The sequence below is a fragment of the Mycobacterium sp. 360MFTsu5.1 genome, assembly GCF_000383495.1.
Taxonomy (GTDB): Bacteria; Actinomycetota; Actinomycetes; order Mycobacteriales; family Mycobacteriaceae; genus Mycobacterium; species Mycobacterium mucogenicum_B.
This window is the reverse complement of the sequence record NZ_KB911476.1, coordinates 1-25,562: the sequence shown is the minus strand read 5'-3', so window position 1 is coordinate 25,562 and position 25,562 is coordinate 1. Positions and strand designations below refer to the sequence as shown.

Below are 25,562 nucleotides of genomic sequence, written 5' to 3'. Positions count from 1 at the left end.
AATGGCAATCGTCGCGGTGGACGACCACGGTCTTGGCGAGGGGTGTCGCGGTCGGCATCGCGGCGGCGGCAGTGGCCGGTGTGGCGGCACCGGGTGCTCCGATCGTGTCGCAGGTCGCCGTACGGCTCGTCGACACCACGATCGGCATCGGTGGGTCCTTCGACCCGCTCGGGCTGAGCATCCCGATGTTCTTCTACGGAACCGCTGTCCCGCAAGGAGATTCGTTCCACGTCGTGCCCTACCCGGGGCAGATCAACGTCGAGTGGCCGATCATCTCCGCGCTGCCGGGTTTGTCGGGCATTCCGTACTGGCCGCATTCCTTGAAGCAGTCCGAGCGCATCGGCGCCGGATATCTCGAGCAGGACATCGCCAAACAGGCACCTGGCGAGAAGATCACCATTCTCGGCATGTCCCAGGGCGCGGAGGTTGCCGAGATCGCGCGCGCCGACATGGCCAAGGACCCGGCCTACGTGGCTCATGCGGGCGACTACACATTCACCCTCATCGGCGATCCGTACCAGCCGAACGGCGGAATCCTGTCCCGCTTCACCGCGTGGAATCGCATGCCGATTCTCGGTGACCTGTTTCCGTTCGGGCGACCGGGGCCGTCCGACAGTCCATTCCAGACCACGGTCTACCAGAACCAGTACGACGGATTCGCTGATTTCCCGGCGTATTTCAACCCGCTGGCCGTCGTCAACGCCGTCATGGGCATCGTGTTCGAGCATGTCCTGCCGGGATATGCGCTGGAGCCCAAGGCCAGTTCCAACACGGTCAGCACCACCGTGGGCAACACCACGTATGTGACGTTCCCGCAGCGCCTGCCGCTATTGGCGCCGCTGCGCCTTGCTGCATCCCTGATCGGGGCGCAGCGCCTTGTCGACGCCATGGACCCGGTCCTGCGCGTCATCATCGAAAGCGCTTATGAGCGCACGGCCGATCCCAGCCAGGTCAAGCAATTCAGCTGGACCACGCCACAGGCCAAGATCAAGGCCGCGCTCAAAGAGCTGCCGGGAGCGCTGGCGCAATCAGTGGAGATTCTCCGGACCGGCAAGTACACGCCGACCTTGCCGCAACCGACGGTCGATGCCACCCAACCGGTGACACCCACCACCGATCATCCCGCGACGACAGTCGACAATTCACCGCTGGCCAGAGCGATCCGGCAGACGGTGGTGAATGTGACTGCGGCGCTGACGAATATCACTCGTCCGGTGGCCAAGCTGCTGCAGGTGGTCGGCGGGCAGAAGCCGACGTCGGCAACGCCACCGAGTACCTCAGTCAAGTCCGTCGCCACCGTGACGACACCTGAGGCGGTGCCGACGACCGGAAGCCGCCTCGCGGCAACGGCACCGCGGACCGCGCAGGCGACGTCGGGGGACCCGGACTCGACCGCGGCCTCCGGTGATGTGGCGGCCTCGTCGTCACCGGCCGCCTCGAAGGGGAAACCGGCCAAGCGCGCGCGCTCGGTGCGGCCGACACCAGACGCCGTCGCGCCGGTGCGGCAGACCCGCGATCGGCGACCGCAGTCCGCGGACGCCGGTCACACAGATACCGGTACCGACGCGACCGCACCGTCCGTCAAGGCCGGCGACCGGCGAAGCGAATCTGCCAGGAGCACAACCAAATCCGACGCACCCGCCGGCACGAAGGCCGATCACGCGCCATCAGGAAAGGGCGCCCGGCCGGCAGCGTAGTCAGGTGTGTGCCGGCCCCTCGGCCTTCTTGTACAGCGACTTCAGCAGCACATCGCGGAAGACGCGGCTGTCGACCGCGCGGCGGCCGGCATCGGCCACCCAAGGGATGCCGGCCAGCTTGTGAAACAACCGGCCACGCCGGTACTCGCGGCCCCACGCGGCCTCGATCCGCTGCTGGTAGTTGGTGAAGTCGTCGGGACCGCCGTTCGCGAGTGCCGCGACGGCGCATTCGCCTGCGGCCAAACCGGATTCGAGTGCTTTCGAGATGCCCGCACCGGAGGCCGGCTTGCCGGCGCCCAGCGCATCACCGGCGAACAGGACGCCGGGCCGCCACGGCGGCCATGCGGTGAACCCCATGGGCAGGCGCCAGGCCCGGACGCTCCGGTTCTTCTTCAATTCGTCGATCGACGGCAGCGCCCAGTCGCGCGGCAGTGTGTTCAGGAAGTCGCCGAGGAACCGGGTTGCGTTGATGGCCTGCCAGTTCCGGTAGCTGTTGACGTAGCCCAGCCCGATGTTGAAGGAGCCGTTGCCCATGGGGAACACCCAGCCGTAGCCGGGCAGTTGATCACCGTCGAACAGCAGCTTGAGATAGATCTCCAGGGCGTCGGAGTCGGGCCGGTCGGCCGGCATCTCGGCGCGAATGGCGATGGCCGAATAGCCATGGAAGTCCGACTCGATCTGCAGTGCCCGTTTGATCGGGGAGTAGGCGCCGTCGGCCGCGATCACGGCGTCCGCGTGCACCGTCTCGCCATCCTTGAGCACCACGCCGGTGACGCGGCCGTCGTCGCTGCGCTCGACGCCCGCCACCTCGCTACCCTGCCGTACCTCCGCGCCCGCGGCCGCGGCATGGCCGAGCAACAGCGCATCCAGGTGGGTTCGGCTGACGGTGCAGCCGTGGTCGGGCATGCCGGGGCGGCGCGGGAACGACAGCTCCCACTCGTGCGGGCTGAACACCGTGACCCGATTGATCCGGTGGAACTCGGCGACCTGATCTGCCAGGCCCATCTTCTGCAGGTAGCTGACCCCGCGGGCGGTCAGGCCGTCGCCGCACGGCTTGTCGCGCGGGAAGGTGGCCTTGTCGATGACGAGCACGCTCGCGCCCGTCTGCGCGGCACGCCACGCAGCCGCCGATCCGGCGGGACCTCCGCCGGCGACGATGACGTCGTACCGCTGCACCATGCAATCAATTCCTTGTCAGGCCGGTACTTTCGGGCGAGCCCTGACGCCGATGCTACGCGCGCAGGCTGTCCATCCGCTGGGTGCGACGAGGCATCGGCAGGTGTGAGACGCGCCGCGCCGGGCGGTCTGAGCAGGTCAGATTTGGCCCGCCCGGTACAGTGGCGGGGTGCGCAGGCCATCTCTTCCACGCACCGGCATCCAGGCCGGGGTGAAAGTTCCTGGTGTGCCGGGCGTGAACGTTCCGTCGGTCACCGTGCAGGTGAAGGTCACTCCGCCCAAGGGTGCGCCCGAGAAAGTGGACGCCCGCAGCGAGCGCTGGCGCGAACACCGGCTCAAGGTCCGCGAGGAGATCGTCGACGCCGCGTTCCGCGCGATCGACCGGCTCGGCCCGAACGTCAGCGTGCGGGAAATCGCCGAAGAGGCCGGCACCGCCAAGCCCAAGATCTACCGGCACTTCGCCGACAAATCCGACATGTTCTCGCAGATCGGCGAGCGGATGCGCGACATGTTGTGGGCGGCCGTCATTCCGTCCATCGACATCGAGCACGATTCGACCGGGCAGATCATCGGCCGCGCCGTCGAACACTACGTCGACCTGGTGGACCAGCACCCCAACGTGGTGCGCTTCCTGCTGCAGGGCAGGTTCGCCGACCAGTCCGCCGCCGCGATGACGACCGTCAACCGCGGCCGTGACATCACCCTGGCGATCGCCGCCATGATCAGCGGCGAACTCAAGGACATGGACCTGGATTCGGCCATCTTCGAGCTGGCGGCGTTCACGCTGTTCGGCGCGGCCGCGTCGGCCACCGACTGGTGGCTCGGCGGCAGCGACGACACTCCGCGCCGGCTGCCCCGCGACCAGTTCGTCGCGCACATGACCACCATCATGATCGGCGCCATCAACGGCACCGCCAGACTGCTCGGCATCCGGTTCGACCTGGATCTGCCGGTGCACGACGCGGTGCGCCGCGAAGAGTCCGTCGGCTGACGATTCCGCTCCTGACGTGGTGCGTTGACACCTCGCGGGTCTGACCGGAGACTGTCCAGTATCCGGTACCGCCGTTCCCAGGAAAGAGCAGGTTCATGACGGTCGAGCAGTCAACTGGAGCGCAGTCCGTCGGCAACGAGGCCGCCGAGCCCATCGTGACGCGGGCGGTGATCATCGGGTCCGGTTTCTCCGGGCTGGGCATGGGCATCGCGCTGCGCAAGCAGGGCTTCGGCGAGCGCGACTTCCTGATCCTGGAGAAGGCCGACGAGGTCGGCGGCACCTGGCGCGACAACACCTACCCGGGCTGCGCGTGCGACATCCCGTCACACATGTACTCGTTCTCCTTCGAGCCGAAGGCCGACTGGACGCACATGTGGTCGTTCCAGCCCGAGATCTTCGACTACCTCAAGGGCGTCACCGACAAGCACAACCTCCGGCGCAACATCCGGTTCAACACCCACGTCGACCGCGCGCACTGGGACGAAGACGAGCGGCGTTGGCACATCTACGACACCGGCGGCCAGGAGTACATCGCCCAGTTCCTCATCTCCGGCGCGGGCGGTCTGCACATCCCGGCGGTTCCCGATATCGAAGGCAGCGACGAATTCGCCGGTGCCGCTTTCCATTCCGCGCAGTGGGACCACAGCGTCGACATCACAGGCAAGCGCGTCGCGGTGATCGGGACCGGCGCCAGCGCCATCCAGATCGTGCCCGCGATCGTCGACCAGGTGTCCGAGTTGCACCTGTACCAGCGCACCCCGGCGTGGGTCATGCCCCGGCCCAACAACGCTTTTCCGGAGTGGATGAAGAACACCTTCCGCCGGGTGCCGGGTACGCGGGCGCTCATGCGGGACGCCATCTACTGGATTCACGAAGGCGTCGGCTTCGCGATGACCAAGCAGCCGCGACTGCTCAAAATCGGTGAGCTGCTGGGCAAATGGAACATCAACCGCAGCGTCAAGGACCCCGAGCTGCGGCGGAAGCTGACGCCGAACTACGTGGCGGGTTGTAAGCGAATCCTGAACTCCGACACCTACTATCGCGGCATCGCCAACCCGAAGACGCAGGTCTTCACCGAGGGCATCGAGCGGATGACCGCGGCCGGCATCGTCACCCGCGACGGCGTCGAACATCCCGTCGATGTGGTGGTGTGGTGCACCGGTTTCCACGTCACCGACTCGTACACCTACGTCGACATCAAGGGCCTCGGGGGAGAAGACCTCGTCGACCGGTGGAACCGCGAGGGCATGGCGGCGCACCGCGGCATCACCGTGGCGAACATGCCGAACCTGTTCTTCCTGCTCGGCCCGAACACCGCGCTGGGCCACAACTCGGTGGTGTTCATGATCGAGTCGCAGATCCGCTACGCCGCGCAGGCCATCGCCGCGGCCGACAAGGCGGGCGCCGCCGCGCTGATGCCGAGCCGACGCGCCCAGGACGAGTACAACGCCGAACTGCAGCAGAACCTGGCCGGCACGGTGTGGAGCACCGGTGGTTGCCACAGCTGGTACATGGACGAGCACGGCGTCAACCGCACCTTGTGGAGCGGCATGACCTGGCAGTACTGGCTCGAGACCCGGAAATTCAAGTCGACCGAGTATGAGTTCATCCGCTGATCGCGACACGCTGCGACACGACATGTGGTGTGCGCACTCGCGCAGCGGTCCCAGGGGTAGTGTCTGTGGTGCCGATCCGGCAAACAGAGTTCCAGTCGAAATGGGGTCACGGTGTCTGAAGGTATGAAGCTGATCGACCGGGCCTCCGCGATCAACTGGAACCGCGTGCAGGACGACAAGGACGCGGAGGTCTGGGACCGTCTCACGGGCAACTTCTGGTTGCCGGAGAAGGTGCCGGTGTCCAACGACATCCCGTCCTGGGGCACCCTGACCGACAGCGAAAAGCAGCTCACCATGCGGGTTTTCACCGGCCTGACGCTGCTGGACACCATCCAGGGCACCGTCGGCGCCGTCAGCCTGATCCCCGACGCGCTGACCCCGCACGAGCAGGCCGTCTACACCAACATCGCCTTCATGGAGTCGGTGCACGCCAAGAGCTACAGCAACATCTTCTCGACACTGTGCTCGACCGTCGAGATCGACGAGGCGTTCCGTTGGTCGGAGGAGAATCCGAACCTGCAGCGCAAGGCCGAGATCGTCATGAAGTACTACCGGGGTGACGAGCCGCTCAAGCGCAAGGTGGCCTCGACGCTGCTCGAGAGCTTCCTGTTCTACTCCGGCTTCTACCTGCCGATGTACTGGTCCTCGCGCGCCAAGCTCACCAACACCGCCGACATGATCCGCCTGATCATCCGTGACGAAGCGGTGCACGGCTACTACATCGGCTACAAGTACCAGCGTGGCCTGGCCTTGGTCGACGAGGCCAAGCGGACCGAGCTCAAGGACTACACCTACGAGCTGCTGTTCGAGCTGTACGACAACGAGGTTGAGTACACCCAGGACCTGTACGACGGCGTCGGCCTCACCGAGGACGTCAAGAAGTTCCTGCGCTACAACGCCAACAAGGCGTTGATGAACCTCGGCTACGAAGCGCTGTTCCCGCGCGACGAGACCGACGTGAACCCGGCGATCCTGTCGGCGCTCTCGCCCAACGCCGACGAGAACCACGACTTCTTCTCGGGCTCGGGTTCGTCGTATGTCATCGGCAAGGCCGTCAATACGGAAGACTCGGACTGGGACTTCTGAAAAGGGCCGCACACCCTTGCGGCTGACGCCGGGAGGCCGCGATGACGGAGTACGACCTTCCTGAGGCGTTCGACCGGATCGCGGCCATGGCGCGCGAACTGCACGACACTTCGCAACCCGATCCGTCCTCGTCAACCAGGTGGTGCAGGCCGCCGTCCGTGAGGTCCCCGGTGCTCAATATGCGGGTATCACGTTGGGCCACACCAACAGTGGCAAGGTGGAGACACAGGCCACCACGCACGACTACCCGGTGATGCTCGACGCCATCCAGCAGCGCTACCTGGAAGGCCCGTGCCTGAGCGCGACGTGGGAGCGCGACATCGTCGAGGTCAGCGACATGCGCGCCGAGAAGCGCTGGCCGAAGTTCGCGGCAGACGCCATCCGGGTGACCCCGATTCGCTCGATGCTGTGCTTTCGGTTGTTCACCTCGCAGAAGACGCTGGGCGCACTGAACTTGTACGCCCAGGCCGTGGACGCTTTCGATGAGGAATCCGAGCAGGTCGGTTACGTGTTGGCCACGCACGCCGCGCTGGCGTGGGACAGTGTGCGCCGCGAGGTCGACTTTCGTAGCGCGCTGAGCAGCCGCGACGTCATCGGCCAGGCCAAGGGCATCATCATGGAGCGTTTCCAGGTCAACGCGGTGGCGGCGTTCAACATGCTGACCCGGTTGTCGCAGGAATCGAACACCCCGGTGGCGGTCCTTGCGCAGAAACTCGCCGAGCGGGTGTCGTCGGGCGGGCGGTGCTGACCGTCAGGCCAGCGGCGGTACCGGGTTGATGGTGAATCCGAACTTCGTCAGCGGCTCAAGGGATTTGCGCGCCTCGGGGCTGGCGACCGCGAAGGTGATGATCGCCGTCTGATCGCTGACGGCCGACGCGAACAGTGCCATGAAATTGCGCTGCAGCGCCGAGGTCATGTCGCTGTTGGCGGTCCACTGCGTGATCCACAGGCCGTTGGTCAGGCCGGGATTCACCGCGCTCGCGCAGGTGCCCGCCCGGACCGCGCCGGGCCAGTCGCGGGCGGCGATGGCGGGATCGTCCTGGTTGAAACTGCCTGGCGCACAGACGGATTTCTGCCAGTCGTTGAGGACGCCGGTGACGCCGGCGGACACGGGAGCCGGTACCGGTACCGGCTCGGGATCGGCCTGCGCGACGCCCATCGGCAGCAGGGCGATGGCCACGCCGGCAAGGGCCAGCTGGGGCAGCGGAGCACGGCGGCGAGCGGACGTCATGCTCCAAGTATTAATGCGTGACAGTAAATTCCGTCAACAGGGCAGCTCAGTCCGCGTTGGACTCCCGGTCGCCGACGAAGGCGAGCAGGGCGGCATCGCCGGAGCGGATCACGTCGACCCGCTCACCGCCGTCGCACTGGAACAGTCCGATCGTCAGTTCCTCCGCGCGGCGGCCGATGATCCGCCAGACGCCACCTGCAAGCTCCCAGCGCTGCAGGATGTCTACCGCATCGTCGGGCACAAGGGAGATTGTGGCCGGTACTCCGAGAGCAGACGCGCAAACCCCCGATCCGGTGAAAAGTGGTTCCGGCCTCGGTCAGTTTGTGCTCCGGGGATTGCTTCAGCGTCCAGATGTCGGCGCGTCCAGTGGTGGGTTGACCGGGCAGCGGCGAGACTTACCGGGTGTCGACGAAGTCGCTGCTGCTTTCGGTGCTGAACTGGCTGCGTGCCGGTTACCCGGAGGGGGTCCCAGGCCCCGACCGGGTGCCGCTGCTGGCATTGCTGCGGGCCACGCCACTGACCGAGGATCAGGTGGCCGAAGTGGTGCGCAATATCGCCGAGGCCTCAGCGCCCGCCGACGTCGACAATCCCATCGAGCGCAACGACATCGCCGAGTTCATCGCCGACGTCACCCACCATGACGCCGGCCCGGAGAACGTCGCGCGGGTGGCTGCCAAACTGGCTGCGGCCGGCTGGCCGTTGGCCGGTATGGACCTGTTGCCTGACGCCGGCCCCGGCACAGACGGCCGATAACGCGTTACGCCGAGGATTGCAGTCACTATTCGACTGCAATCCCCGGCGTTGACGAGAACCCGCGGCTAGATGGTCGCGGTGTCGATCACGAAGCGGTACCGCACGTCACTGGCGATGACGCGCTCGTAGGCCTCGTTGACGTAGGACGCCTCGATGATCTCGATCTCCGGGGTGACGTCGTGCTCGGCGCAGAAGTCCAGCATCTCCTGGGTTTCCGGGATGCCGCCGATCAAGGAACCGGCAAGGGTGCGGCGCATGCCGATCAGCGGGAACACCGGCACCTCGAGCGGCTTCTCGGGCGCACCGAGCTCGACGAGCGTGCCGTCGGACTTCAGCAGGTTCAGGTAGAGCCCCATGTTGAGGTTCGCCGACACCGTGTTGATGATGAGGTCGAAGCTGCCGGCCAGTTTCTTGAAGGTGTCCGGGTCGTTGGTGGCGTGGTAGTGGTGTGCGCCCAGGCGCAGACCGTCTTCCATCTTCTTGAGCGACTGGCTCAGCACGGTGACCTCGGCGCCCATCGCGACGGCGAGCTTCACGCCGACGTGGCCCAGGCCGCCGAGACCGACGATGGCGACCTTCTTGCCCGGTCCGGCGTTCCAGTGCCGCAGCGGCGAGTACAGCGTGATGCCGGCGCACAGCAGGGGCGCAGCCTTGTCCAGCGGGATGCTGTCCGGGATGCGCAGCACGTAGTTCTCGTCGACGACGATGGCGGTGCTGTAGCCGCCGTAGGTGGGCGTGCCGTCACGGCCGGTGGCGTTGTACGTGCCGATGTTGCCGCCCTTGCCGGTGCAGTACTGCTGCAGGCCGGCCAGGCAGTTCTCGCACTCGCGGCACGAGTCGACGAAGCAGCCGACGCCGACGTGGTCGCCGACCTTGTACTTGGTCACCTCGGAGCCGACAGCGGTGACGACGCCGGCGATCTCGTGGCCGGGTACGACGGGGTAGTTGGCCGGGCCCCATTCGGACTTGACGGTGTGGATGTCCGAGTGACAGATGCCCGCGAACTTGATGTCGAATGCCACGTCGTGCGGGCCGATGTCACGGCGCTCGATGGTGGTCTTGGTCAGCGGGCTGGTCGCTGAAGTCGCGGCGTAGGCGGAAACGGTCGTGGTCATGCGTGTCAGTCCTCTTCATTCTCGGCTTGCCTAGCGGCGGTTACCTGCTACAAAGATTAGCGAAGGTAACGAAATGTGGGGCATTGCGTCAGGCCCTGACCACACTCAACGGCGGCTGTCGCCGAACTAATCCCGGATTCGGCTGTGAATTTCCGGTTAGAGCCCGGCGGCGCGGAAACCGGCGTTGAAGCTCACGCGCTCGTAGGTGGCGACGCCGGCGTGCACGTACGGGTCGCTGGCGGTGAGCGCGTCGGCTTCCTCGGCCGTCATGTCCGAGGCGATCAGCACGGCGCCGGCCTGCGACTCCAGTCGGCCGGCAAGAAGGATGCGGCGCTCCTCGACCAGTTTGCCGAGCCATTCCAGATGCGCCGGCCGCGCCTGGTCGACGACGTCCAAGGGTTGCGTGTAGGTGATGTTCAGTACGTGAAACACGCTTAGAGGTTATCCGGGGCAGGTGTGTTGTTCGATGACCTGCCTGGTGCGCTCGCGTAGTGCGGGTGTTTCGGCGTCGAGGACGCCCAGCACGCGGACGCCGGCATCGGCGACCTGCATGGGCAGATCGCATCGTTCGGGGCCGTGCGGCACCGACCACATGTTGACGAGCGATTCGACCAGCCGGAACGGCAGGTCGGCGGCCGCCGGATGGACGCCGGTGCGTTCCAGCACTGCCCGGCTCAGGGTCAGGTAGTGCTGTCGCAGGCATTCGCGGTCGGACCAGAAGGGCTCCAGGCGATCGGCGCGCAATTCGGGAAGCAGGTAGAGCGCGCCCAGATTCCACGTGCCACCGAGTAGTTGGTCTCCGTCGAACGTCGCCAGGGCGTGCAGGTGCTCGGTTGCGGTCAACGCCGGCGTGGCGCTCAGCAGGCTCGGGATGAACGCCAGTGTCGGGGCGACGGTCTGGCTCAGTACGGCGCACAGGATGTCGTCCTTGGTCTTGAAGTAGTGGTACAGCGACGCCTGCCTGATGCCGACCGAATCGGCGATGGTTCGCGTCGACGTACCGGTGTAGCCCAAGGTCGTGAACAATTCGCTTGCCGCATCGAGGATTTCGTCTCGTGCGGTGATGCCCGGACGTCGCTGGGGCCGCAGTCGAGGCCTTCCTGTGTGGGTGGTCGACATTCATTCATCGTGGTCCACGGCAGGTGTCATCGATACCGGCGGTCAGTATCTGTCACGCGACAGAAACCTGCGATATCCGCCGGTTACTTTCGGCCCCCGGTTGCTTACATCGTGCTTACTTCGGCGACACCATGCGGGATGGTCCGGGGAGAAAACTGTCAACTGACAGGCCAGCGGTCAGCGACGCACCAAGGCATGGCGATCAGAACGCAGGAGAGCGCACATGGGCACTGCTGTATCGGTGGTGGATGCCACGCAGGTCGCGACCGTGTCGCCGACCCCCGAGGCGGTGGCGACCGTGGCGGGTCTGCACGTCACGTTCCAGCGCAACGGCCGCGAGGTACACGCGTTGCGCGGGGTCTCGCTGACCGTTCAGCGCGGCGAAATCCTCGGGCTCGTGGGCGAATCGGGCTCGGGGAAAAGCGTATTGGGGTTCGGCATGCTCGGGCTCCTGCCGGCGTCCGCCCGTATCGACGGCAGCATCTCGGTCGCCGGCTCGGACATGGTCCACGGTGACGCGAAGACGCTGCGCACGGTTCGCCGCCTCGATCTGGGCGCGGTGTTCCAGGACCCGATGACCTCACTCAACCCGACCATGCGGATCGGCAAGCAGGTCGCCGAGGCCGCGGGCAGTGACGAGGAAGCGCTGCGCCTGCTGACCGCGGTCGGCATACCCGACCCGGCGCGGCGGATGCGCGCCTACCCGCACGAGCTCTCCGGCGGCTTGCGTCAGCGCGTGATGATCGCCATCGCGATCGCCGGCTCACCCGAACTCATCATCGCCGACGAGCCGACCACCGCGCTGGACGTCACCGTGCAGGCCCAGGTCTTGCGGCTGCTACAGCGACTCCGCGACGAAATCGGTTGCAGCATCGTCTTCATCACCCACGACCTCGGGGTGGCCGCGCAGATCTCCGACCGGATCGCCGTGCTCTACGCCGGCCGGATCGCCGAGGTCGGCCAGGCCGCCGACGTTCTGGGCGCACCGGCCCACCCGTATACCCGCGGACTGCTGCGGTCCCGGCTGACGCTGGACACCGCGCGGGGCAGTCGACTCGCGGCGATGCCGGGTTCGGTGCCGAGCCCGCTGTCACCGCTACCCGGATGCGCGTTCAGCCCGCGCTGTGACCAAGCCACCGACAACTGCGAGAAATCTTCTCCCGAACCGGTTCCCGTCGGCCCCGGGCGGGTCAGCGCCTGCCTGCTCACCCCGGAGCAGCTGCACGATCTGGCGGCGGAGCCCGACGCCGCGCCGGAACCCGTTGCCGCACAGTCGATCAGCTCTGCCGCTGCGGACCAGCCCGCCGCCGTCACGGTGACCGACGTGACCAAGACCTTCACCGTGGGGCCGCACGGCAAGCTCCAGGCGCTGCGCGGCGTGACGCTGCGCGTGGGGCACGGCGAGTCGGTGGCGCTGGTGGGGGAGAGCGGTTCGGGAAAGTCCACGCTGTTGCGGGTGATCGCCGGTCTGGAGAAGGCGACCACGGGCACCGTCGAGGTGGCGGGCGAACAGCGCCCGCAGATGGTGTTCCAGGACGCCGGCGCCTCACTCACGCCGTGGCTGTCGGTGGGCGAGTTGATCGCCGAGCGACTGCGCGGCCGGAAACTGTCGCGGGCCGCGCGCCGTGATGCCGTCATCGAGGTTCTCGACCGGGTGGGGCTACCCGCGGAGGTGGCGAAGTCACGCGCCGGCCAGCTGTCCGGCGGTCAGCGCCAACGGGTTTCGCTGGCCCGCGCCACCGTCGTCCCACCCGCGGTGCTGTTGTGCGACGAACCCACGAGCGCCCTGGACGTGTCCCTTGCCGCCTCGGTGCTCAACCTGATCGGGGACCTGCGCCGCGGTCTGGACATGTCGGTGGTGTTCGTGACGCACGATCTGTCGGTGGCGCGGGTGGTCGCCGATCGCATCGCCGTGATGTACCTGGGCCGCATCGTCGAGATCGGGCCGGCCGAAGAGGTCATCGGCAACCCGACGCACCCGTACACGCGCGCGCTGGTCGACGCGATCCCCGACCTCGGCCGCGAATCACGGGTCCTGCCAGGCGAACCGGCAAGCCCGCTGTCACCGCCGACCGGGTGTGCGTTCCATCCGAGATGCCCGATCGCCGTCGACGCCTGCAGCGGCGACGAACTCGACGTCCGACTCGTCGGCAAATCCGGTGGCGCACACCAGGTCGCCTGTATCGAAGAGAAGGTGCGCTGATGGCCATCGCGATCCCCGCCCCGAGTCTCACTCGCGGTCGCGGCCGGCTGCGACTGGCGCTGCCACAGTCCCGGTCGACGATCCTCAACCGCGCGGGATTCTCCCTCGTGATCCTGTTGACGCTGGCCGTCATCGCGGTACCGCTGCTGGCTCCGCACGACCCGCTGATCCCGGTCGGGATGCCGTTGCAGGCGCCGGGCGAGCACGGGTTCCTGCTCGGCACCGACAGCGTGGGACGCGACATCCTGTCCCGCGTGCTCTACGGCGCGCGGTCGAGTTGGCTGGCCGCGCTGGCGGTCGTGGCGCTGGGCCTGCTGATCGGCGGGCTCGTGGGCCTGATCGCCGGGGCGGCCGGTGGCTGGGTCGACTCGACGCTGATGCGCATCACCGACGGCTTCCTGTCGCTGCCCGCGCCGGTGCTGGCGATCGCCGTGGTCGCCGCGCTGGGACCGAGCTTCCTCCACACGCTGATCGCCGTATCCATCGTGTGGTGGCCGTTCTACGCACGGCTGGTGCGCGGGGAGGTGGCGCGGCTGGCGGCGCGCCCCCACGTCGAGGCCGCAAAGCTGGCCGGTGTCAGCCGATTTCGGCTCGCGGGACGGCACCTGCTGCCGGGCGCGGTGCCCAACGCCTTGGTCGCCGCGAGCCTGGATATCGGCACGCTGATCCTCACTCTGGCCGGCTTGTCCTTCCTCGGGCTCGGTCAGGCCGCGCCGGCACCCGAGCTTGGTGCCGACTCGGCGCGCAACCTGAGCTACTTCCTGCAGCAGTGGTGGATTCCGGTCATGCCGGGACTGGGCGTGCTGGTGCTGGCGCTGGTCGCCAACATCTCCGGCGACTGCCTGCGCAACCTGATGAAGACGACCTAGGCCGCCGAACCGGTGGTGGTGATGAGCGCGCGCGTGAAGAGAGGTGGGTGACGACATGAAGACCTTCGTGGCCTCGCGGTTGGGGTCGATGGTGGCCATTCTGGTGGCCCTGACGGGAGTGATGTTCGTCCTGCAGAACATCTCGCCGCTGGATCCGGTGAAGGCCCAACTGGGCGCACAGGCCTCGGCCGATGCGGTGGCGGCACGGCGCGCCGCGCTGGGACTGAATGACCCTGTGCTGGTGCAGTTCTGGCACTACCTCGCCGGCGCCGCGACCGGCGACCTGGGCACGTCGTACCGGACCCGGCACGCGGTGATGTCCGATCTCGGGTCGTTCGTGCCCGCAACCCTGGAGCTGGCGCTCGCCGGCCTGCTGATCGCCATCGTCCTCGCGGTACTGCTGGCGTTCAGCACGACGTTGAAGTGGCGCGGCGCCAACGTCCTTCGGGCCGTATTGTTCGCCGGTTCCTCGGCGCCGATGTTCCTGCTCGGCATCCTCGGCCTCATCGTCTTCTACCAAGACCTGGGCTGGGTACCGGCCAACGGCCGCAGTGCCGTGCCGAGCCCGCCGACGGGGCCGACCGGCATGCTCACCGTCGACGGTCTGCTCCACGGGCGGCTCGATGTCGTGGCCGACGCCGCGCACCACCTGATCCTGCCGGCGTTCGTCATCGCGATCGGCCCGGCCGTCGCGATCGGCCGGGTATTGCGCAGCAGCCTGCTGGCCGACATCGACAGCGACTACGCGCGGACGGCCCGCGCCAAGGGACTGTCCGAGACCCGGATCCTGGCCAGGCATGTGCTGCGCAACTCGGTCGGCGCCGCCCTGTCGATGACGGGACTTCAAGTGGGCCTGATGTTTTCGGGTGTCTTGGTGGTCGAGCAGGTCTTCGGCTGGCCCGGCATCGGACAGTACGTCGCGCAGAGCATTCCTGTGGCGGATTTTCCGGCGATCGCCGGGGTCACGCTGATGCTCGGTGCGCTCTACGTCGTCATCAACACGGTGGTGGACCTGCTGCAGGCCGCCGCTGATCCGCGTATCGCAGTCACAGGAGGTTAAGTGCCGAAACAGCCGCTCATCGTTGGTAATCCCGTCCTGGTCGTCGTCGACATGCAGGAGTCCGGCGACATGCCGGCCGAGTTGGTCGGCATCGAGCACATGGCCGGTTACGACGGCCGGATCGCCCGGGCCCAGCGCCTGATCGCCGCCGCCCGCGCCGCGCGGATACCGATCGTGTTCTTCCAGGAGGTGCACCGCCCCAACGGGATCGACTTCGGCCGTGAGCTCGACGGCGCCGAGGGAGAGCACTGCGTGGACGGCCGGCCGGGCACCCCGCTGCATCCCGCGCTGCTGCCCGACCTCGACGGGCCCAACCACGAGTTCCACATCGTCAAACGCCGCTATTCCGGTTTCATCGGAACGGATTTCGAGATCGTGCTGTCGGGCCTGCGCGCCTCGACGCTGATTCTCATCGGCGGGCTCACCGACGTCTGCGTGCACTACACCTTCGCCGATGCGCACCAGCGTGACTTCTACGTCCGCGTCGTGACCGACTGCGTCGGCGGCTCGTCGACCTATCGGCACGACGCAGCGCTCGATGCCATGGAGTACCTGCAGGCCGGTGCCATGCGCACCACCGACGAGATCCTCACCGCCTTTTCCGAAATGTGTCCGCCCGAATTGTCCAGCCCCGCCCTCGAAGGAGTTGCCCGATGATGAAGAGCCACAAGGTCCCCGGTCGCGCGCGCGGAGGCTGGCGGATCGCCGCTGCCGGTGCCGCCGTGATGCTGACGCTGAGCGGTTGCGGTGGTTCGAATTCCGGCAGCGGCACGCCCAACGCCGCGCCCACCGACAAGGTTCTGCACCTGTCGTTCCTGCAGGACCCGGGCCAGCCGCCGGACCCCGACATCTACTACGCAGGCCAGGGTCTGTTGCTGACCACCAACACCTACGAAGGTCTGCTGCAGTACAAGGCCGGTGTCGACAAGGCCGTCCTGGAACCGCTGCTGGCCACGAGCTGGACGGCGTCGCCGGACAACAAGGTGTTCACGTTCAAGCTCCGCGAGGGCGTCAAGTTCCACGACGGCACGCCGTTCACGTCGGCGGCGGTCAAGGCGTCGTTCGATCGCCGGGTGGCCGTCAACCAGGGCCCGGCCTACATGGTCAAGGACGTGGAATCGGTGACCACGCAAGGGGATTACGACGTCACCGTCACGCTGAAGGCGCCCAACTCGGCGTTCCTCGATTACCTGGCGTGTCCGTACGGCCCCCGCATGCTCAGTCCTGAAGGACTGAAGAAGAACGCCGGCACGGACAACGCGCAGGGTTACCTGACCACCCACGATCTCGGCACGGGGCCGTTCGTGCTGACCGACGCCCAGGTGGGGTCGCACTACGCGATGGCCGCCTTCCCCGAATACTGGGGCACCAAGCCGTATTTCGAGAAGGTCGAGCTCCCGGTCATCACCGACGTGTCGGCGCAGCAGCTGCAGTTCAACAACGGCCAGGTGGCCGCCATCCTGCACGATCTGCCGTCCTCGGCGGTCCAGTCGTACCTGAACAACAAGGCGTTCACCAACTACTCGCTGCCGACCATGATGTCGAACTACGTGTACATCAACCCGAGCAAGGGCATGATGACCGACGCCAAGAACCGCAACGCGGTGATGCAGGCGATCGACGTCGACGAGCTGGTGAAGCAGACGTATTTCGGGCGAGGTAAGAAGGCCGAGCAGATCTACCCGCCGAACATGATGGCCGCCGAATACGGCAAGCAGTCGGTGCCGCACGACCCCTCGGCGCTGTCCGCCATCGCCGCGACGCTGCCGGCCGATCAAAAGGCCGTCACCATCGGCTACGACTCGAGCAACCCGGACAACCAGTTGATCAGCAACCTGATTCAGACCGAACTGGCCGCAGCCGGTCTGACCGTCAAGGTGCAGGCGTATCCCACGTCGGAGATTTACGGGTGGGTCGGTACTGACGGAAAGTCCGCACCCGAGATCATGACGTACGTCGGCTGGCCTGATGCGCCGTCGCCGTACACCTGGGGCCACATCTCGTGGGATGCCGGCGGCGGCCTGAACTTCTTCGGCTGCTCGTCGCCCGCGGTGACCGACGCATTGGCCAAGGGCCTGCCCGCCGATTCGGCCCCGGACTTCTCGACGGCCGGTGTGGAAGCGGTCAAGACCGGGTGCTGGCTGAATGTCGCCGACGTGAACGACTTCATGGTGGCCCAGCCCTGGCTCAAGGGCGTCGAACAGGCACATGTGGTCACCAACCCGAATTCACTGCGTCTGAACGCCCTTTCGGTCGGCTGATGGCCACTCTGGTCGGCAAGCCCGGGGTCCGGCGGATCATTCTGCTGACCCTGGGCTGGGAGGAGCTGCCGAAGTCGGTGTCGGTGTACGGGGCACCGCCGGAGGAGCGCATGCGGGAGCCGGTGCCCGGGGTGTTGTTGCAGACCGACGGTGGTTGGGTTCTGCTCGACACGGGATTCAACACCGCGCTCGTGCGGGATCCGGCGCTGTACCGGCGGTTCTTCCCGACCGTCGAGTACCGCCCGGTGCTGCCCGGCCCGGGTGAGCCGATCGAGCAGCGGCTGGCGGAGGTCGGGGTGGATTTCGACGAGATCCACACCGTCGCCGTCAGCCATCTGCACCACGACCACGCCGGCGGGCTCAAGCTGTTCGCCGGCAAGGTCCCGGTGCACGCGCAGCGTCGTGAACTCGAGTACGGGCTGTCGAATCACCCCGAACCCGAACGCAATGCGATCAATCGGATCGATTTCGACGACCCGAACATCGAGTGGCTCCTGGCAGACGGGGAAGCCGAGATCGCCCCGGGCATCACCGCGGTGCCCACCTATGGGCACACACCGGGGCATCAGAGCTTCGTCGTCGAACTCGACCAGTCCGTCGGCGGTGACGGCTTCGTCTTCGCCTTCGACGCCGCCGATCTGACGGAGAACATCGAGCACGAGCTCGCCATCGGCGGGTTCATCGACGTCGACCCGCAGGACACGATCGAGCCGATTCGCCGTCTCAAGAAGTTGGCTGCCGACAGGGGTTTTCAGCTGATTCCCGGTCATGATCCACACGTGTGGCCCGAGCTCACCGAGCATTTCCACCACAGATTCGGCGGGCTGTGATGGAGTGCGTGCTGCGCGCCGAGCGGGTGCTCATCGACGGCCACCAGGTTCCGGCCGCGGTGGGAATCGATCGGGGGCGCATCGCGTTCCTCGGCGAGGTCGACGCCGATTGCCCGGCGGGAGAAGACATCCGGTTGCCCGAATCGGTGGTGCTGCTGCCCGGTTTCGTCGACACGCACGTGCACATCAACGATCCGGGTACCGACTGGGAGGGATTCGAGACCGCCACCGCGGCGGCTGCCGCGGCCGGGATCACCACCGTGGTGGACATGCCCCTGGACTGCGACCCGGTGACCACCAGCGTCGCGGCGTTGAACATCAAAAAGGCCACGGCAGCGGGTAATTGCCACGTCGACGTCGGGTACTGGGGTGGCGTGGTGCCCGGCAACCTGGACGACCTGGCGGACCTGGCGCGCGCCGGGGTGCGCGGCTTCAAGTGCTTCCTCGCCGACTCGGGCAACCCGCATTTTCCGCACCTGAGCCCGGCCCAGTTCCGGGATGCCATGCGGCGTATCGCCGAACTGGGGTCGGTGCTGCTGGTGCACGCCGAGAGCAACCGGGTGATCGACGCCGGCCCAGCCCCTTCGGGCCGGGAATACCGGTCGTTCCTGGCGTCGCGACCCGACGCCGCCGAAGACGATGCCGTGGCCCTGGTGATCGACGCGGCGGCGGCGACCGGGGCCCGCGCACACATCGTGCACGTCTCGAGCGCCACAGTGCTGGCGCGCCTGGTCGAGGCCAAGCGCGCCGGGATACCGGTGACGGCCGAAACCTGCCCGCATTACCTGACATTCGCCGCCGAGGTGGTCCAGGATGGCAGAACCGAATTCGCCTGCTGCCCACCGATCCGGGATGGCGCCAACCGTGAACTGCTGTGGTCGGCGCTGCACGACGGCACGCTGGACCTGGTGGTGTCCGACCACTCGCCCTGCGCGCCGCGGCTCAAGGGCGACGGGGATTTCGGGCGGGCGTTCGGCGGGATCAGCTCACTGCAGCTCAGCCCGCGCGCGGTGTGGACACAGGCCGCCGCACGCGGTTTCGGGCTCGCCGACCTGAGCCGGTGGATGTCGGAACGGCCCGCCGCGCTGGCCGGTTACGCCGACCGGGGACGAATCGCGGTGGGCCTGCGGGCCGACCTGTGCGCCTTCGACCCTGGTGCCCTCGACACCGTGCGGGCGGCGACGCTGCGGCACCGTCACCCGGTGAGCCCGTATGACGGTGTCACGCTGCGGGGTTCGGTACTGCAGACCTGGGTTGCCGGCACGCCGGCGTTGGTAGGGGAGCCGGTATGAGAATTCTGGTGCTCAATCCGAACACCTCGGCGGCCATGACCGCCGAGATCGCGGCCGCCGCGCGATCGGCGGCGCATTCTGACACCGAGATCGTCTGCATGTCACCGTATTTCGGCTCGGCGGCGATCGACTCGTCCACCGAGAGCTACCTTTCCGCGGTCGGGGTGATGGACCTGGTGGCCCGTCTCACCCGGTCGGGTGACTTCGACTTCGACGCCGTCGTCCTCGCCGGATTCGGCGAGCACGGCCGTGACGCGCTCGCCGAGATGCTGACGGTGCCGGTGTTCGACATCGCCGAATGCGCCGCACACGTCGCGCATCTGATCGGCCGGCGGTTCTCGGTGATCACCACGCTCGCCCGGTCGATCCCGCCCATCGAGGACCGGCTGCTGCTGGCCGGCCTGAACGCACACTGCGCCTCGGTAAGGGCCTGTGGTCTCAGCACGGCCGACGTGGACGCCGACCCCGCCGGCGCCGTGCAGGCGATTGTCGATGAGGCGGCGCGCGCCATCAACGAGGACGGCGCCGACGTGATCTGCCTGGGGTGCGCCGGCATGGCGGGAGTGACGGCGGCGATCTCCGCCAAGCTCGGGGTGCCCGCGGTCGACGGGGTCGCCGCCGCGGTGGCCCTCGCGCAGGCCGTCGTCGGGCTGGGTCTGTCCACCAGCAAGGCCGGTGTGTTCGCGCCAGGACCGGACAACCCGCGCAGCCACTGGCCGCTGTCGGAGGCTCTGGGACTATGACCGACGTCGATCTCGCCTCGCGCCTCGTCGGCGGCAGCGTGGTGGCCGCCAGTGACGAATCCTTCGGATTCAAGGAGCGACTCGTCGACCCGGCCGAACCCGCCTTTGTGCCCGGAACTTTCGACCTGCGCGGCGAAGTGGTGGACGGCTGGGAGACGCGCCGCCACGCCGGCCGGGCCGGAGACTGGGCGATCATCCGGCTGGGGACACCCGGCCGGCTGCGCACCATCGACGTGGACACCCGGTTCTTCTCGGGCAATCACCCGAGTGGCTGCGCGGTGGACGCCTGCGTGCTGGCGCGCACCGACGATCCGACAGACCCCGCCGTGGCCTGGACGCCGATACTGGAACCCACTGTGCTCAAGGCTGATTCGCACAATCTGCTGGCCGTCGCGGACCGCAGGCGGTGGACGCATCTACGGCTGCGGTTGCAGTCCGACGGCGGCGTCGCCCGGCTGCGGGCCTACGGCGACGTGGTGCCGGACCCCGCGTCCTGGAGCGATGTCACCGTCGAGGTGTCCGGCCTCGAAAACGGTGGCCGGGTCGAATGGTGCAGTGACAGCTTCTATTCCAGTGCCACGTCGCTGATCCTGCCGAACCGGCCGCACAACATGGGTGACGGGTGGGAGGCACGCCGACGCCGTGACGTCGGACCGGACACCCATGACGCGGTGATCGTGTCGTTCGCCGCCCCCGCCGACCTGCGCCGCATCGAGGTCGACACCTCGTACTTCGTGTTCAACGCCAGCCTGGAGGTGTCGGTGCTGGGCAGTCGTAGCCGTCCCGATCGGGAACATGGTTGGGGGATGGTCGCTTTCGACGTTCCGGTGCTGCCGCGGACGCGACTGCTCGCCGATGCGCGCCAGGTGTTCGCGGTCGACGTGCCCGACGTGGCGGCACTGCGCGTACAGGCCTACCCGGACGGCGGGATCGCGCGGGTGCGGGCAATAGGAGTGTCCACCGTTGACGGACTGCGGATGCTGCAGCACAACTGGGAGGAATCGTCGTGACACCACTGCTGACCGACTGCGCCGGCCTCTGGCGCCGCACGCTGTTGATCGAGGTCGACGGCACGCGCGACGCCGAACCGGGGGTGCTGTGGCTGCAGAGCCTGACGGCCTACGTGGACTCCCGCGGCTTCGCGGGCACCCTGCACCAGGACGGCGACGTCTTCGAGTGGCATCGAGACTTCGACATCACGACGCCGGGCCCGCATCCCGACGCCGGCGTAATGCACTGGGAGGGTGACGTTCTCGTCGAGACCGGCGTGCATGAGCACTACATCGAGCATTGGGTCCGCGACTCCGGCGACGCGGGGCCGACGGGCGCGCTGTACTTGTCCGGGCCCGCCGGAGCGTCGGCGCTACTGGTCCGGGTCGGCACGATGTTCGGCTGGGCCGACGGCACTCAGGTGGTGCTCGGCACCGTGGGCGGCGACGAGCAGCGAGCCCTCGGTATCGACTTTGCCGACATGGCTTCTGTCGGCGACGAAATCCAGGCCAACGGCGTGCACTGGACGGTGGACAACTCGGAAGGGAATGTGAATTCATGAGTGGCGTAACGTCATTCACGTCGGTGCCGATCATCGACATCAGCGGATTGTCGTCACCCGAGCGTGCCGAGCAGCACCGCGTGGCCGCCGAGCTGGGCCGGGCGGCGGCCGACGTCGGCTTCTTCTACATCAGCGGCACCGGCATCGATGAGTCGTTGTTCAGCGCGATGCTGGCGGCGGTGAAGGAGTACTTCGCGCTGCCGGTGGAAGAAAAGATGCGCGACTACATCGGGCTGTCCCGCTGTCACCGCGGGTATGTGCCGGTCGGCGAGGAGGGCCTGGAGGGCACCGTCCCGGATCTGAAGGAAGCGTTCGACACCGCGCTGGACCTGCCCGCCGACGACCCGGATTACCTGGCCGGCAATCCCATGCTGGGCCCCAACGCGTGGCCGGACCTACCCGGCTTCGCCGACGCGGTGACCGCCTACTACCAGGCGGTGCTGGCCGTGGGGCAGCGGCTGCTGTGGGCGTTCGCCGTCGCCCTCGGTGAGGATCCCGAGGTCTTCTCCCGGCATGCCACCAAGACCCCGAGCCAGCTGCGGCTCATCCACTATCCGTACAACCCGGACGCCCACGACAGCATCGGGATCGGCGCGCACACCGACTACGAATGCTTCACCCTGCTCAAGCCGACGGCCCCCGGCCTCGAGGTGCTCAACGGCGCGGGCGAGTGGATCGACGTACCGCCGGTCGACGGGACGTTCGTCGTCAATGTCGGGGACCTGCTGGAGCTGTGGACCAACGGCGCGTTCGTGGCCACCAGCCACCGCGTCCGCAAGGTCGCCGAGGAGCGGTACTCGTTCCCGCTGTTCTTCAACGTCGACTACCACACCGAGGTGAAACCGCTGCCGCAGTTCGCTTCGCCGGATGCCAAGCCGCGCCCGGCGCTGCGTGCCGGTGAGCACCTGTTCGCCCAGACCGCGCAGACGTTCGCCTACCTGCGACAGCGCATCGAGTCGGGCGAACTGGTACTGCCCGACGGCTCACTGGAACTGGGACAGTTCGGCCAGCAGGCGTTGCAGGGCGCGGGCTGACTAGTTGATGGGCGCGTTGAGCCAGTGCAGGTCGTCGAGCATGCCGCGGGCCGCCACGATGCCCTGACCGGTCTGCCACACCTCGTTGTTCACCACGAACACCCGGTTGTCGCGCGTGGCGGCGAGCTTCTTCCAGGCCGGGCTGTCGAGCAACACGGCGGCCTTGTCCTTGGCCGCCGGTGACTCGAACGTCATGTAGACGATGTCACCGTCGGCCGCCGAGAAATCGGTGCCGGGCCCCAGCTTCGAGATGTCGATCTCGCGGTAGGGCTTGTCGGTGAATCGTTGTGGCGCAGGACGATCCGCGCCGATGCGGGCCAGCACGCTGCCCGGGAAGTTGTTGGCGCCGAAGATGCGCAGGGTGCCCTCGGTCAGCTGCACCACCGACACCTGGAAGTGCGAGGCGTCGTTCTGCCCGCCGACCCTGGTGGCGTCGGCGTTGAAACCGTCGACCAGTGCGCCCGCGGCGGCACCGCGGCCGGTCGCCGCCCCGACCATCCGCAGATCGTCCTGCCAGGCCGCGCCGGACGGTCCGGTGAGCACCGTCGGCGCGATCGCCGACAACGCGCCGTAGGTGTCCGACGTCGCCGACACCTGCGAGCCGATGATCAGATCAGGGTTGGCGGCCTTGACCGCCGCCATGTCGGGTGCGCCACGCGTCCCGGCCGCCGGCACGTTGTGGATGACGGTGCCCAGGTATGACGTCTGGCCCGACGAATCCGTCGGGGTCGCCGCGGCGACGACACGGGACTGCAGTCCCAGCGCGCACAGCGCGTCGAGCGCGGTGCCCGAGAGCACGACGATGCGCTGCGGGTCCGCGTTGACGTCGGTGGCGCCGGCGGCGTGGTGCACCTGACGGGTGGGGGGACCCTCATCGAGCGCTGCCGGGGTGGGCGCGCACGAGTCGTCGGGCCGGCGCTGGTTGCCCAGCACGCCCGCGGTGGCGATACGGGTGGTGCTGGTGATGGGCGCCGAGTTCGCTGCCTGAGGTTCGCTGGTGTGTCCCGAACAGCCCGTCAGGACGGTCGCGGCCGTCGCGCACAGGGCGGTGAGAACCGCCGCGCTTGCGCTGGACAGCCGGGTACGGGGAGTCGGAAACTGCACGTGGCCGACGGTAACACTCGCGCCGTCAGGCCCAGATGAGGCGCGGTCGCGGGCGCCGGCGCCACGCCGGGGTCAGCGGCCGGTCCAGCCAATTACGACAGTTTGTAGGACCCTCGCCGCAAGGCTGTGCGATGGGGGATAAGATCACCGGCAGACAACATGGGATGCCCCGTGTGCTCGAACTATTCGCCCGGAACATTTGGAGGATCTGTTGGTAGCCGAAGCGCCCCCAATCGGAGAACTCGAGGCTCGTCGCCCGTTCCCGGAGCGTATGGGCCCCAAGGGCAACCTGATCTACAAGCTGGTGACCACGACCGATCACAAGCTGATCGGCATCATGTACTGCGTCGTCTGCTTCGTGTTCTTCTTCATCGGTGGCCTGATGGCGCTGTTCATGCGCACCGAGCTGGCCATGCCGGGACTGCAGTTCCTGAGCAACGAGCAGTTCAACCAGCTGTTCACCATGCACGGCACGGTGATGCTGTTGTTCTACGCCACCCCGATCGTGTTCGGCTTCGCCAACCTGGTGCTGCCGCTGCAGATCGGCGCCCCGGACGTCGCGTTCCCGCGTCTGAACGCCTTCTCGTTCTGGCTGTTCCTGTTCGGCGCCATGATCGCCATCGCCGGCTTCATCACCCCCGGTGGTGCCGCTGACTTCGGCTGGACCGCCTACTCGCCGCTGACCGACGCGATCCACTCGCCCGGTGCCGGTGGCGACCTGTGGATCGTCGGCCTGGCCGTCGGTGGTCTGGGCACCATCCTGGGTGCGGTCAACATGGTCACCACCGTGGTCTGCATGCGCTGCCCGGGTATGACGATGTTCCGCATGCCGATCTTCACCTGGAACATCCTGGTGACCTCGATCCTGGTGCTGCTGGCCTTCCCGCTGCTGACCGCCGCGCTGTTCGGCCTGGCTGCTGACCGCCACCTGGGCGCGCACATCTACGACCCCGCCAACGGCGGCGTCCTGCTGTGGCAGCACCTGTTCTGGTTCTTCGGCCACCCCGAGGTGTACATCATCGCGCTGCCGTTCTTCGGCATCGTCTCGGAGATCTTCCCGGTGTTCAGCCGCAAGCCGATCTTCGGTTACACCACCCTGATCTACGCAACGCTCGGTATCGCCGCCCTGTCGGTCGCCGTGTGGGCCCACCACATGTACGCCACCGGCGCCGTGCTGCTGCCGTTCTTCTCGTTCATGACGTTCCTGATCGCCGTTCCGACCGGTATCAAGTTCTTCAACTGGATCGGCACCATGTGGAAGGGGCAGCTGACCTTCGAGACGCCGATGCTGTTCTCGGTCGGCTTCCTGATCACCTTCCTGCTCGGTGGTCTGTCGGGCGTGCTGCTGGCCAGCCCGCCGCTGGACTTCCACGTGACGGACAGCTACTTCGTCATCGCGCACTTCCACTACGTGCTGTTCGGCACCATCGTGTTCGCCACCTACGCGGGCATCTACTTCTGGTTCCCGAAGATGACGGGCCGTCTGCTCGACGAGCGTCTGGGCAAGCTGCACTTCTGGCTGACCTTCATCGGTTTCCACACCACCTTCCTGGTCCAGCACTGGGTCGGTGACGAGGGCATGCCGCGCCGGTACGCCGACTACCTGCCCTCCGACGGTTTCACGACGCTGAACGTCGTATCCACCATCGGGTCGTTCATCCTCGGAGTTTCGGTCCTTCCGTTCGTGTGGAACGTGTTCAAGAGCTGGCGTTACGGCGAGCCCGTCGTGGTCGACGACCCGTGGGGCTACGGCAACTCCCTGGAGTGGGCCACCAGCTGCCCGCCGCCGCGGCACAACTTCACCGAGCTGCCCCGCATCCGTTCGGAGCG

General features: G+C 67.3%; 25 protein-coding genes and 1 pseudogene. 19 read left to right on the top strand and 7 right to left on the bottom strand.

Features of this window, described 5'->3' with window-relative positions:
- Nucleotides 1–32: 32 nt before the first annotated feature.
- Nucleotides 33–1,697, top strand: coding sequence for a PE-PPE domain-containing protein (locus tag H289_RS32100; protein ID WP_231388135.1), 1,665 nt, complete (start codon nucleotides 33–35; stop codon nucleotides 1,695–1,697).
- On the opposite strand, the gene H289_RS0127100 is transcribed toward H289_RS32100, so the two are convergent.
- Nucleotides 1,698–2,876: an NAD(P)/FAD-dependent oxidoreductase gene (locus tag H289_RS0127100; RefSeq protein ID WP_020103999.1), complete on the bottom strand. Its 1,179-nt coding sequence runs from the start codon at nucleotides 2,874–2,876 to the stop codon at nucleotides 1,698–1,700.
- Nucleotides 2,877–3,129: 253 nt separating this feature from the next.
- Between H289_RS0127100 and H289_RS0127095 the strand changes: the two genes are divergently transcribed.
- The 5 genes and pseudogenes from H289_RS0127095 (at nucleotide 3,130) to H289_RS33950 (ending at nucleotide 7,314) form a co-directional block, all read left to right on the top strand.
- Nucleotides 3,130–3,864, top strand: coding sequence for a TetR/AcrR family transcriptional regulator (locus H289_RS0127095; RefSeq protein ID WP_043985139.1), 735 nt, complete (start codon nucleotides 3,130–3,132; stop codon nucleotides 3,862–3,864).
- A 95-nt stretch (nucleotides 3,865–3,959) separates the two neighbouring features.
- Complete coding sequence (locus H289_RS0127090) at nucleotides 3,960–5,480, top strand: flavin-containing monooxygenase (RefSeq protein ID WP_020103997.1); 1,521 nt, start codon at nucleotides 3,960–3,962, stop codon at nucleotides 5,478–5,480.
- A 123-nt stretch (nucleotides 5,481–5,603) separates the two neighbouring features.
- Complete coding sequence (nrdF, locus tag H289_RS0127085) at nucleotides 5,604–6,566, top strand: class 1b ribonucleoside-diphosphate reductase subunit beta (protein WP_020103996.1); 963 nt, start codon at nucleotides 5,604–5,606, stop codon at nucleotides 6,564–6,566.
- 133 nt (nucleotides 6,567–6,699) lie between these two features.
- Nucleotides 6,700–7,092, top strand: a pseudogene (locus tag H289_RS33955) (GAF domain-containing protein); the annotation flags it as partial.
- A complete protein-coding gene (locus H289_RS33950; protein ID WP_286133714.1) occupies nucleotides 7,075–7,314 on the top strand; it encodes an ANTAR domain-containing protein in 240 nt (79 codons plus the stop codon). The pseudogene H289_RS33955 and the gene H289_RS33950, both read left to right, overlap by 18 nt.
- A 3-nt stretch (nucleotides 7,315–7,317) precedes the next feature.
- Here H289_RS33950 and H289_RS0127075 read toward each other — a convergent pair whose 3' ends face one another.
- Together H289_RS0127075 and H289_RS0127070 are read right to left on the bottom strand one after the other, a co-directional pair.
- A complete protein-coding gene (locus H289_RS0127075; RefSeq protein WP_020103994.1) occupies nucleotides 7,318–7,797 on the bottom strand; it encodes a hypothetical protein in 480 nt (159 codons plus the stop codon).
- Between the two features lie 46 nt (nucleotides 7,798–7,843).
- A complete protein-coding gene (locus H289_RS0127070) occupies nucleotides 7,844–8,038 on the bottom strand; it encodes a hypothetical protein (RefSeq protein WP_020103993.1) in 195 nt (64 codons plus the stop codon).
- A 161-nt stretch (nucleotides 8,039–8,199) separates the two neighbouring features.
- Here H289_RS0127070 and H289_RS0127065 point away from each other — a divergent pair, with 161 nt between their 5' ends.
- Complete coding sequence (locus H289_RS0127065) at nucleotides 8,200–8,550, top strand: DUF3349 domain-containing protein (RefSeq protein ID WP_020103992.1); 351 nt, start codon at nucleotides 8,200–8,202, stop codon at nucleotides 8,548–8,550.
- Nucleotides 8,551–8,615: 65 nt separating this feature from the next.
- Here H289_RS0127065 and H289_RS0127060 read toward each other — a convergent pair whose 3' ends face one another.
- The 3 genes from H289_RS0127060 to H289_RS0127050 all read right to left on the bottom strand — a co-directional run bounded on the left by H289_RS0127060 (nucleotide 8,616) and on the right by H289_RS0127050 (nucleotide 10,784).
- Complete coding sequence (locus H289_RS0127060) at nucleotides 8,616–9,665, bottom strand: NAD(P)-dependent alcohol dehydrogenase (RefSeq protein WP_020103991.1); 1,050 nt, start codon at nucleotides 9,663–9,665, stop codon at nucleotides 8,616–8,618.
- 156 nt (nucleotides 9,666–9,821) lie between these two features.
- Nucleotides 9,822–10,097 (bottom strand): YciI family protein, encoded by a 276-nt coding sequence (locus H289_RS0127055; protein WP_020103990.1) that lies wholly within the window; start codon nucleotides 10,095–10,097, stop codon nucleotides 9,822–9,824.
- 9 nt (nucleotides 10,098–10,106) lie between these two features.
- On the bottom strand, nucleotides 10,107–10,784 hold the full coding sequence (locus tag H289_RS0127050) for a TetR/AcrR family transcriptional regulator (protein ID WP_029105808.1): 678 nt from the start codon (nucleotides 10,782–10,784) through the stop codon (nucleotides 10,107–10,109).
- A gap of 223 nt (nucleotides 10,785–11,007) precedes the next feature.
- Between H289_RS0127050 and H289_RS0127045 the strand changes: the two genes are divergently transcribed.
- From H289_RS0127045 to H289_RS0126995, 11 genes are read left to right on the top strand one after another with little or no spacing between them, the layout of a single operon-like run.
- Complete coding sequence (locus H289_RS0127045; protein WP_029105807.1) at nucleotides 11,008–12,987, top strand: dipeptide ABC transporter ATP-binding protein; 1,980 nt, start codon at nucleotides 11,008–11,010, stop codon at nucleotides 12,985–12,987.
- Nucleotides 12,987–13,856, top strand: a complete 870-nt coding sequence (locus H289_RS0127040) for an ABC transporter permease (RefSeq protein ID WP_020103987.1) — start codon at nucleotides 12,987–12,989, stop codon at nucleotides 13,854–13,856. The genes H289_RS0127045 and H289_RS0127040 overlap by 1 nt, the downstream gene beginning before the upstream one ends.
- Before the next feature lie 55 nt (nucleotides 13,857–13,911).
- Entirely contained in the window at nucleotides 13,912–14,916 is a 1,005-nt protein-coding gene (locus H289_RS0127035; protein WP_029105806.1) for an ABC transporter permease, read from the top strand.
- A complete protein-coding gene (locus tag H289_RS0127030) occupies nucleotides 14,917–15,573 on the top strand; it encodes a cysteine hydrolase family protein (protein WP_020103985.1) in 657 nt (218 codons plus the stop codon).
- Entirely contained in the window at nucleotides 15,573–17,177 is a 1,605-nt protein-coding gene (locus tag H289_RS0127025; RefSeq protein WP_020103984.1) for an ABC transporter substrate-binding protein, read from the top strand. The genes H289_RS0127030 and H289_RS0127025 overlap by 1 nt, the downstream gene beginning before the upstream one ends.
- Nucleotides 17,177–18,007, top strand: coding sequence for an N-acyl homoserine lactonase family protein (locus H289_RS0127020; protein ID WP_020103983.1), 831 nt, complete (start codon nucleotides 17,177–17,179; stop codon nucleotides 18,005–18,007). Before H289_RS0127025 ends, H289_RS0127020 begins: the two co-directional genes overlap by 1 nt.
- Nucleotides 18,007–19,299 (top strand): allantoinase AllB, encoded by a 1,293-nt coding sequence (gene allB, locus H289_RS0127015; protein ID WP_020103982.1) that lies wholly within the window; start codon nucleotides 18,007–18,009, stop codon nucleotides 19,297–19,299. Before H289_RS0127020 ends, allB begins: the two co-directional genes overlap by 1 nt.
- Nucleotides 19,296–20,042, top strand: a complete 747-nt coding sequence (locus H289_RS0127010; protein ID WP_020103981.1) for an aspartate/glutamate racemase family protein — start codon at nucleotides 19,296–19,298, stop codon at nucleotides 20,040–20,042. The genes allB and H289_RS0127010 overlap by 4 nt, the downstream gene beginning before the upstream one ends.
- Nucleotides 20,039–21,052: an allantoicase gene (alc, locus tag H289_RS0127005; protein ID WP_020103980.1), complete on the top strand. Its 1,014-nt coding sequence runs from the start codon at nucleotides 20,039–20,041 to the stop codon at nucleotides 21,050–21,052. Before H289_RS0127010 ends, alc begins: the two co-directional genes overlap by 4 nt.
- A complete protein-coding gene (locus H289_RS0127000) occupies nucleotides 21,049–21,594 on the top strand; it encodes a hypothetical protein (RefSeq protein WP_020103979.1) in 546 nt (181 codons plus the stop codon). The genes alc and H289_RS0127000 overlap by 4 nt, the downstream gene beginning before the upstream one ends.
- Nucleotides 21,591–22,628 (top strand): isopenicillin N synthase family dioxygenase, encoded by a 1,038-nt coding sequence (locus H289_RS0126995; RefSeq protein WP_020103978.1) that lies wholly within the window; start codon nucleotides 21,591–21,593, stop codon nucleotides 22,626–22,628. Before H289_RS0127000 ends, H289_RS0126995 begins: the two co-directional genes overlap by 4 nt.
- Here H289_RS0126995 and H289_RS0126990 read toward each other — a convergent pair whose 3' ends face one another.
- A complete protein-coding gene (locus H289_RS0126990; RefSeq protein ID WP_020103977.1) occupies nucleotides 22,629–23,732 on the bottom strand; it encodes an iron-siderophore ABC transporter substrate-binding protein in 1,104 nt (367 codons plus the stop codon).
- Between the two features lie 211 nt (nucleotides 23,733–23,943).
- On the opposite strand from H289_RS0126990, the gene ctaD reads away from it, so the two are divergent.
- A partial coding sequence (gene ctaD / locus H289_RS0126985) for an aa3-type cytochrome oxidase subunit I (protein ID WP_036421667.1) occupies nucleotides 23,944–25,562 on the top strand: 1,619 nt, incomplete at its 3' end.

What these genes read in the sequence shown, in the direction of transcription:
- H289_RS0127100 (WP_020103999.1), bottom strand. Translation starts at nt 2,876, where the DNA reads ATGGTGCAGCGGTACGACGTCATCGTCGCCGGCGGAGGTCCCGCCGGA.
- H289_RS0127090 (WP_020103997.1), top strand. Translation starts at nt 3,960, where the DNA reads ATGACGGTCGAGCAGTCAACTGGAGCGCAGTCCGTCGGCAACGAGGCC.
- nrdF (WP_020103996.1), top strand. Translation starts at nt 5,604, where the DNA reads ATGAAGCTGATCGACCGGGCCTCCGCGATCAACTGGAACCGCGTGCAG.
- H289_RS0127075 (WP_020103994.1), bottom strand. Translation starts at nt 7,797, where the DNA reads ATGACGTCCGCTCGCCGCCGTGCTCCGCTGCCCCAGCTGGCCCTTGCC.
- H289_RS0127060 (WP_020103991.1), bottom strand. Translation starts at nt 9,665, where the DNA reads ATGACCACGACCGTTTCCGCCTACGCCGCGACTTCAGCGACCAGCCCG.
- H289_RS0127050 (WP_029105808.1), bottom strand. Translation starts at nt 10,784, where the DNA reads ATGTCGACCACCCACACAGGAAGGCCTCGACTGCGGCCCCAGCGACGT.
- H289_RS0127045 (WP_029105807.1), top strand. Translation starts at nt 11,008, where the DNA reads ATGGGCACTGCTGTATCGGTGGTGGATGCCACGCAGGTCGCGACCGTG.
- H289_RS0127040 (WP_020103987.1), top strand. Translation starts at nt 12,987, where the DNA reads ATGGCCATCGCGATCCCCGCCCCGAGTCTCACTCGCGGTCGCGGCCGG.
- H289_RS0127035 (WP_029105806.1), top strand. Translation starts at nt 13,912, where the DNA reads ATGAAGACCTTCGTGGCCTCGCGGTTGGGGTCGATGGTGGCCATTCTG.
- H289_RS0127025 (WP_020103984.1), top strand. Translation starts at nt 15,573, where the DNA reads ATGAAGAGCCACAAGGTCCCCGGTCGCGCGCGCGGAGGCTGGCGGATC.
- H289_RS0127020 (WP_020103983.1), top strand. Translation starts at nt 17,177, where the DNA reads ATGGCCACTCTGGTCGGCAAGCCCGGGGTCCGGCGGATCATTCTGCTG.
- allB (WP_020103982.1), top strand. Translation starts at nt 18,007, where the DNA reads ATGGAGTGCGTGCTGCGCGCCGAGCGGGTGCTCATCGACGGCCACCAG.
- H289_RS0127010 (WP_020103981.1), top strand. Translation starts at nt 19,296, where the DNA reads ATGAGAATTCTGGTGCTCAATCCGAACACCTCGGCGGCCATGACCGCC.
- alc (WP_020103980.1), top strand. Translation starts at nt 20,039, where the DNA reads ATGACCGACGTCGATCTCGCCTCGCGCCTCGTCGGCGGCAGCGTGGTG.
- H289_RS0126995 (WP_020103978.1), top strand. Translation starts at nt 21,591, where the DNA reads ATGAGTGGCGTAACGTCATTCACGTCGGTGCCGATCATCGACATCAGC.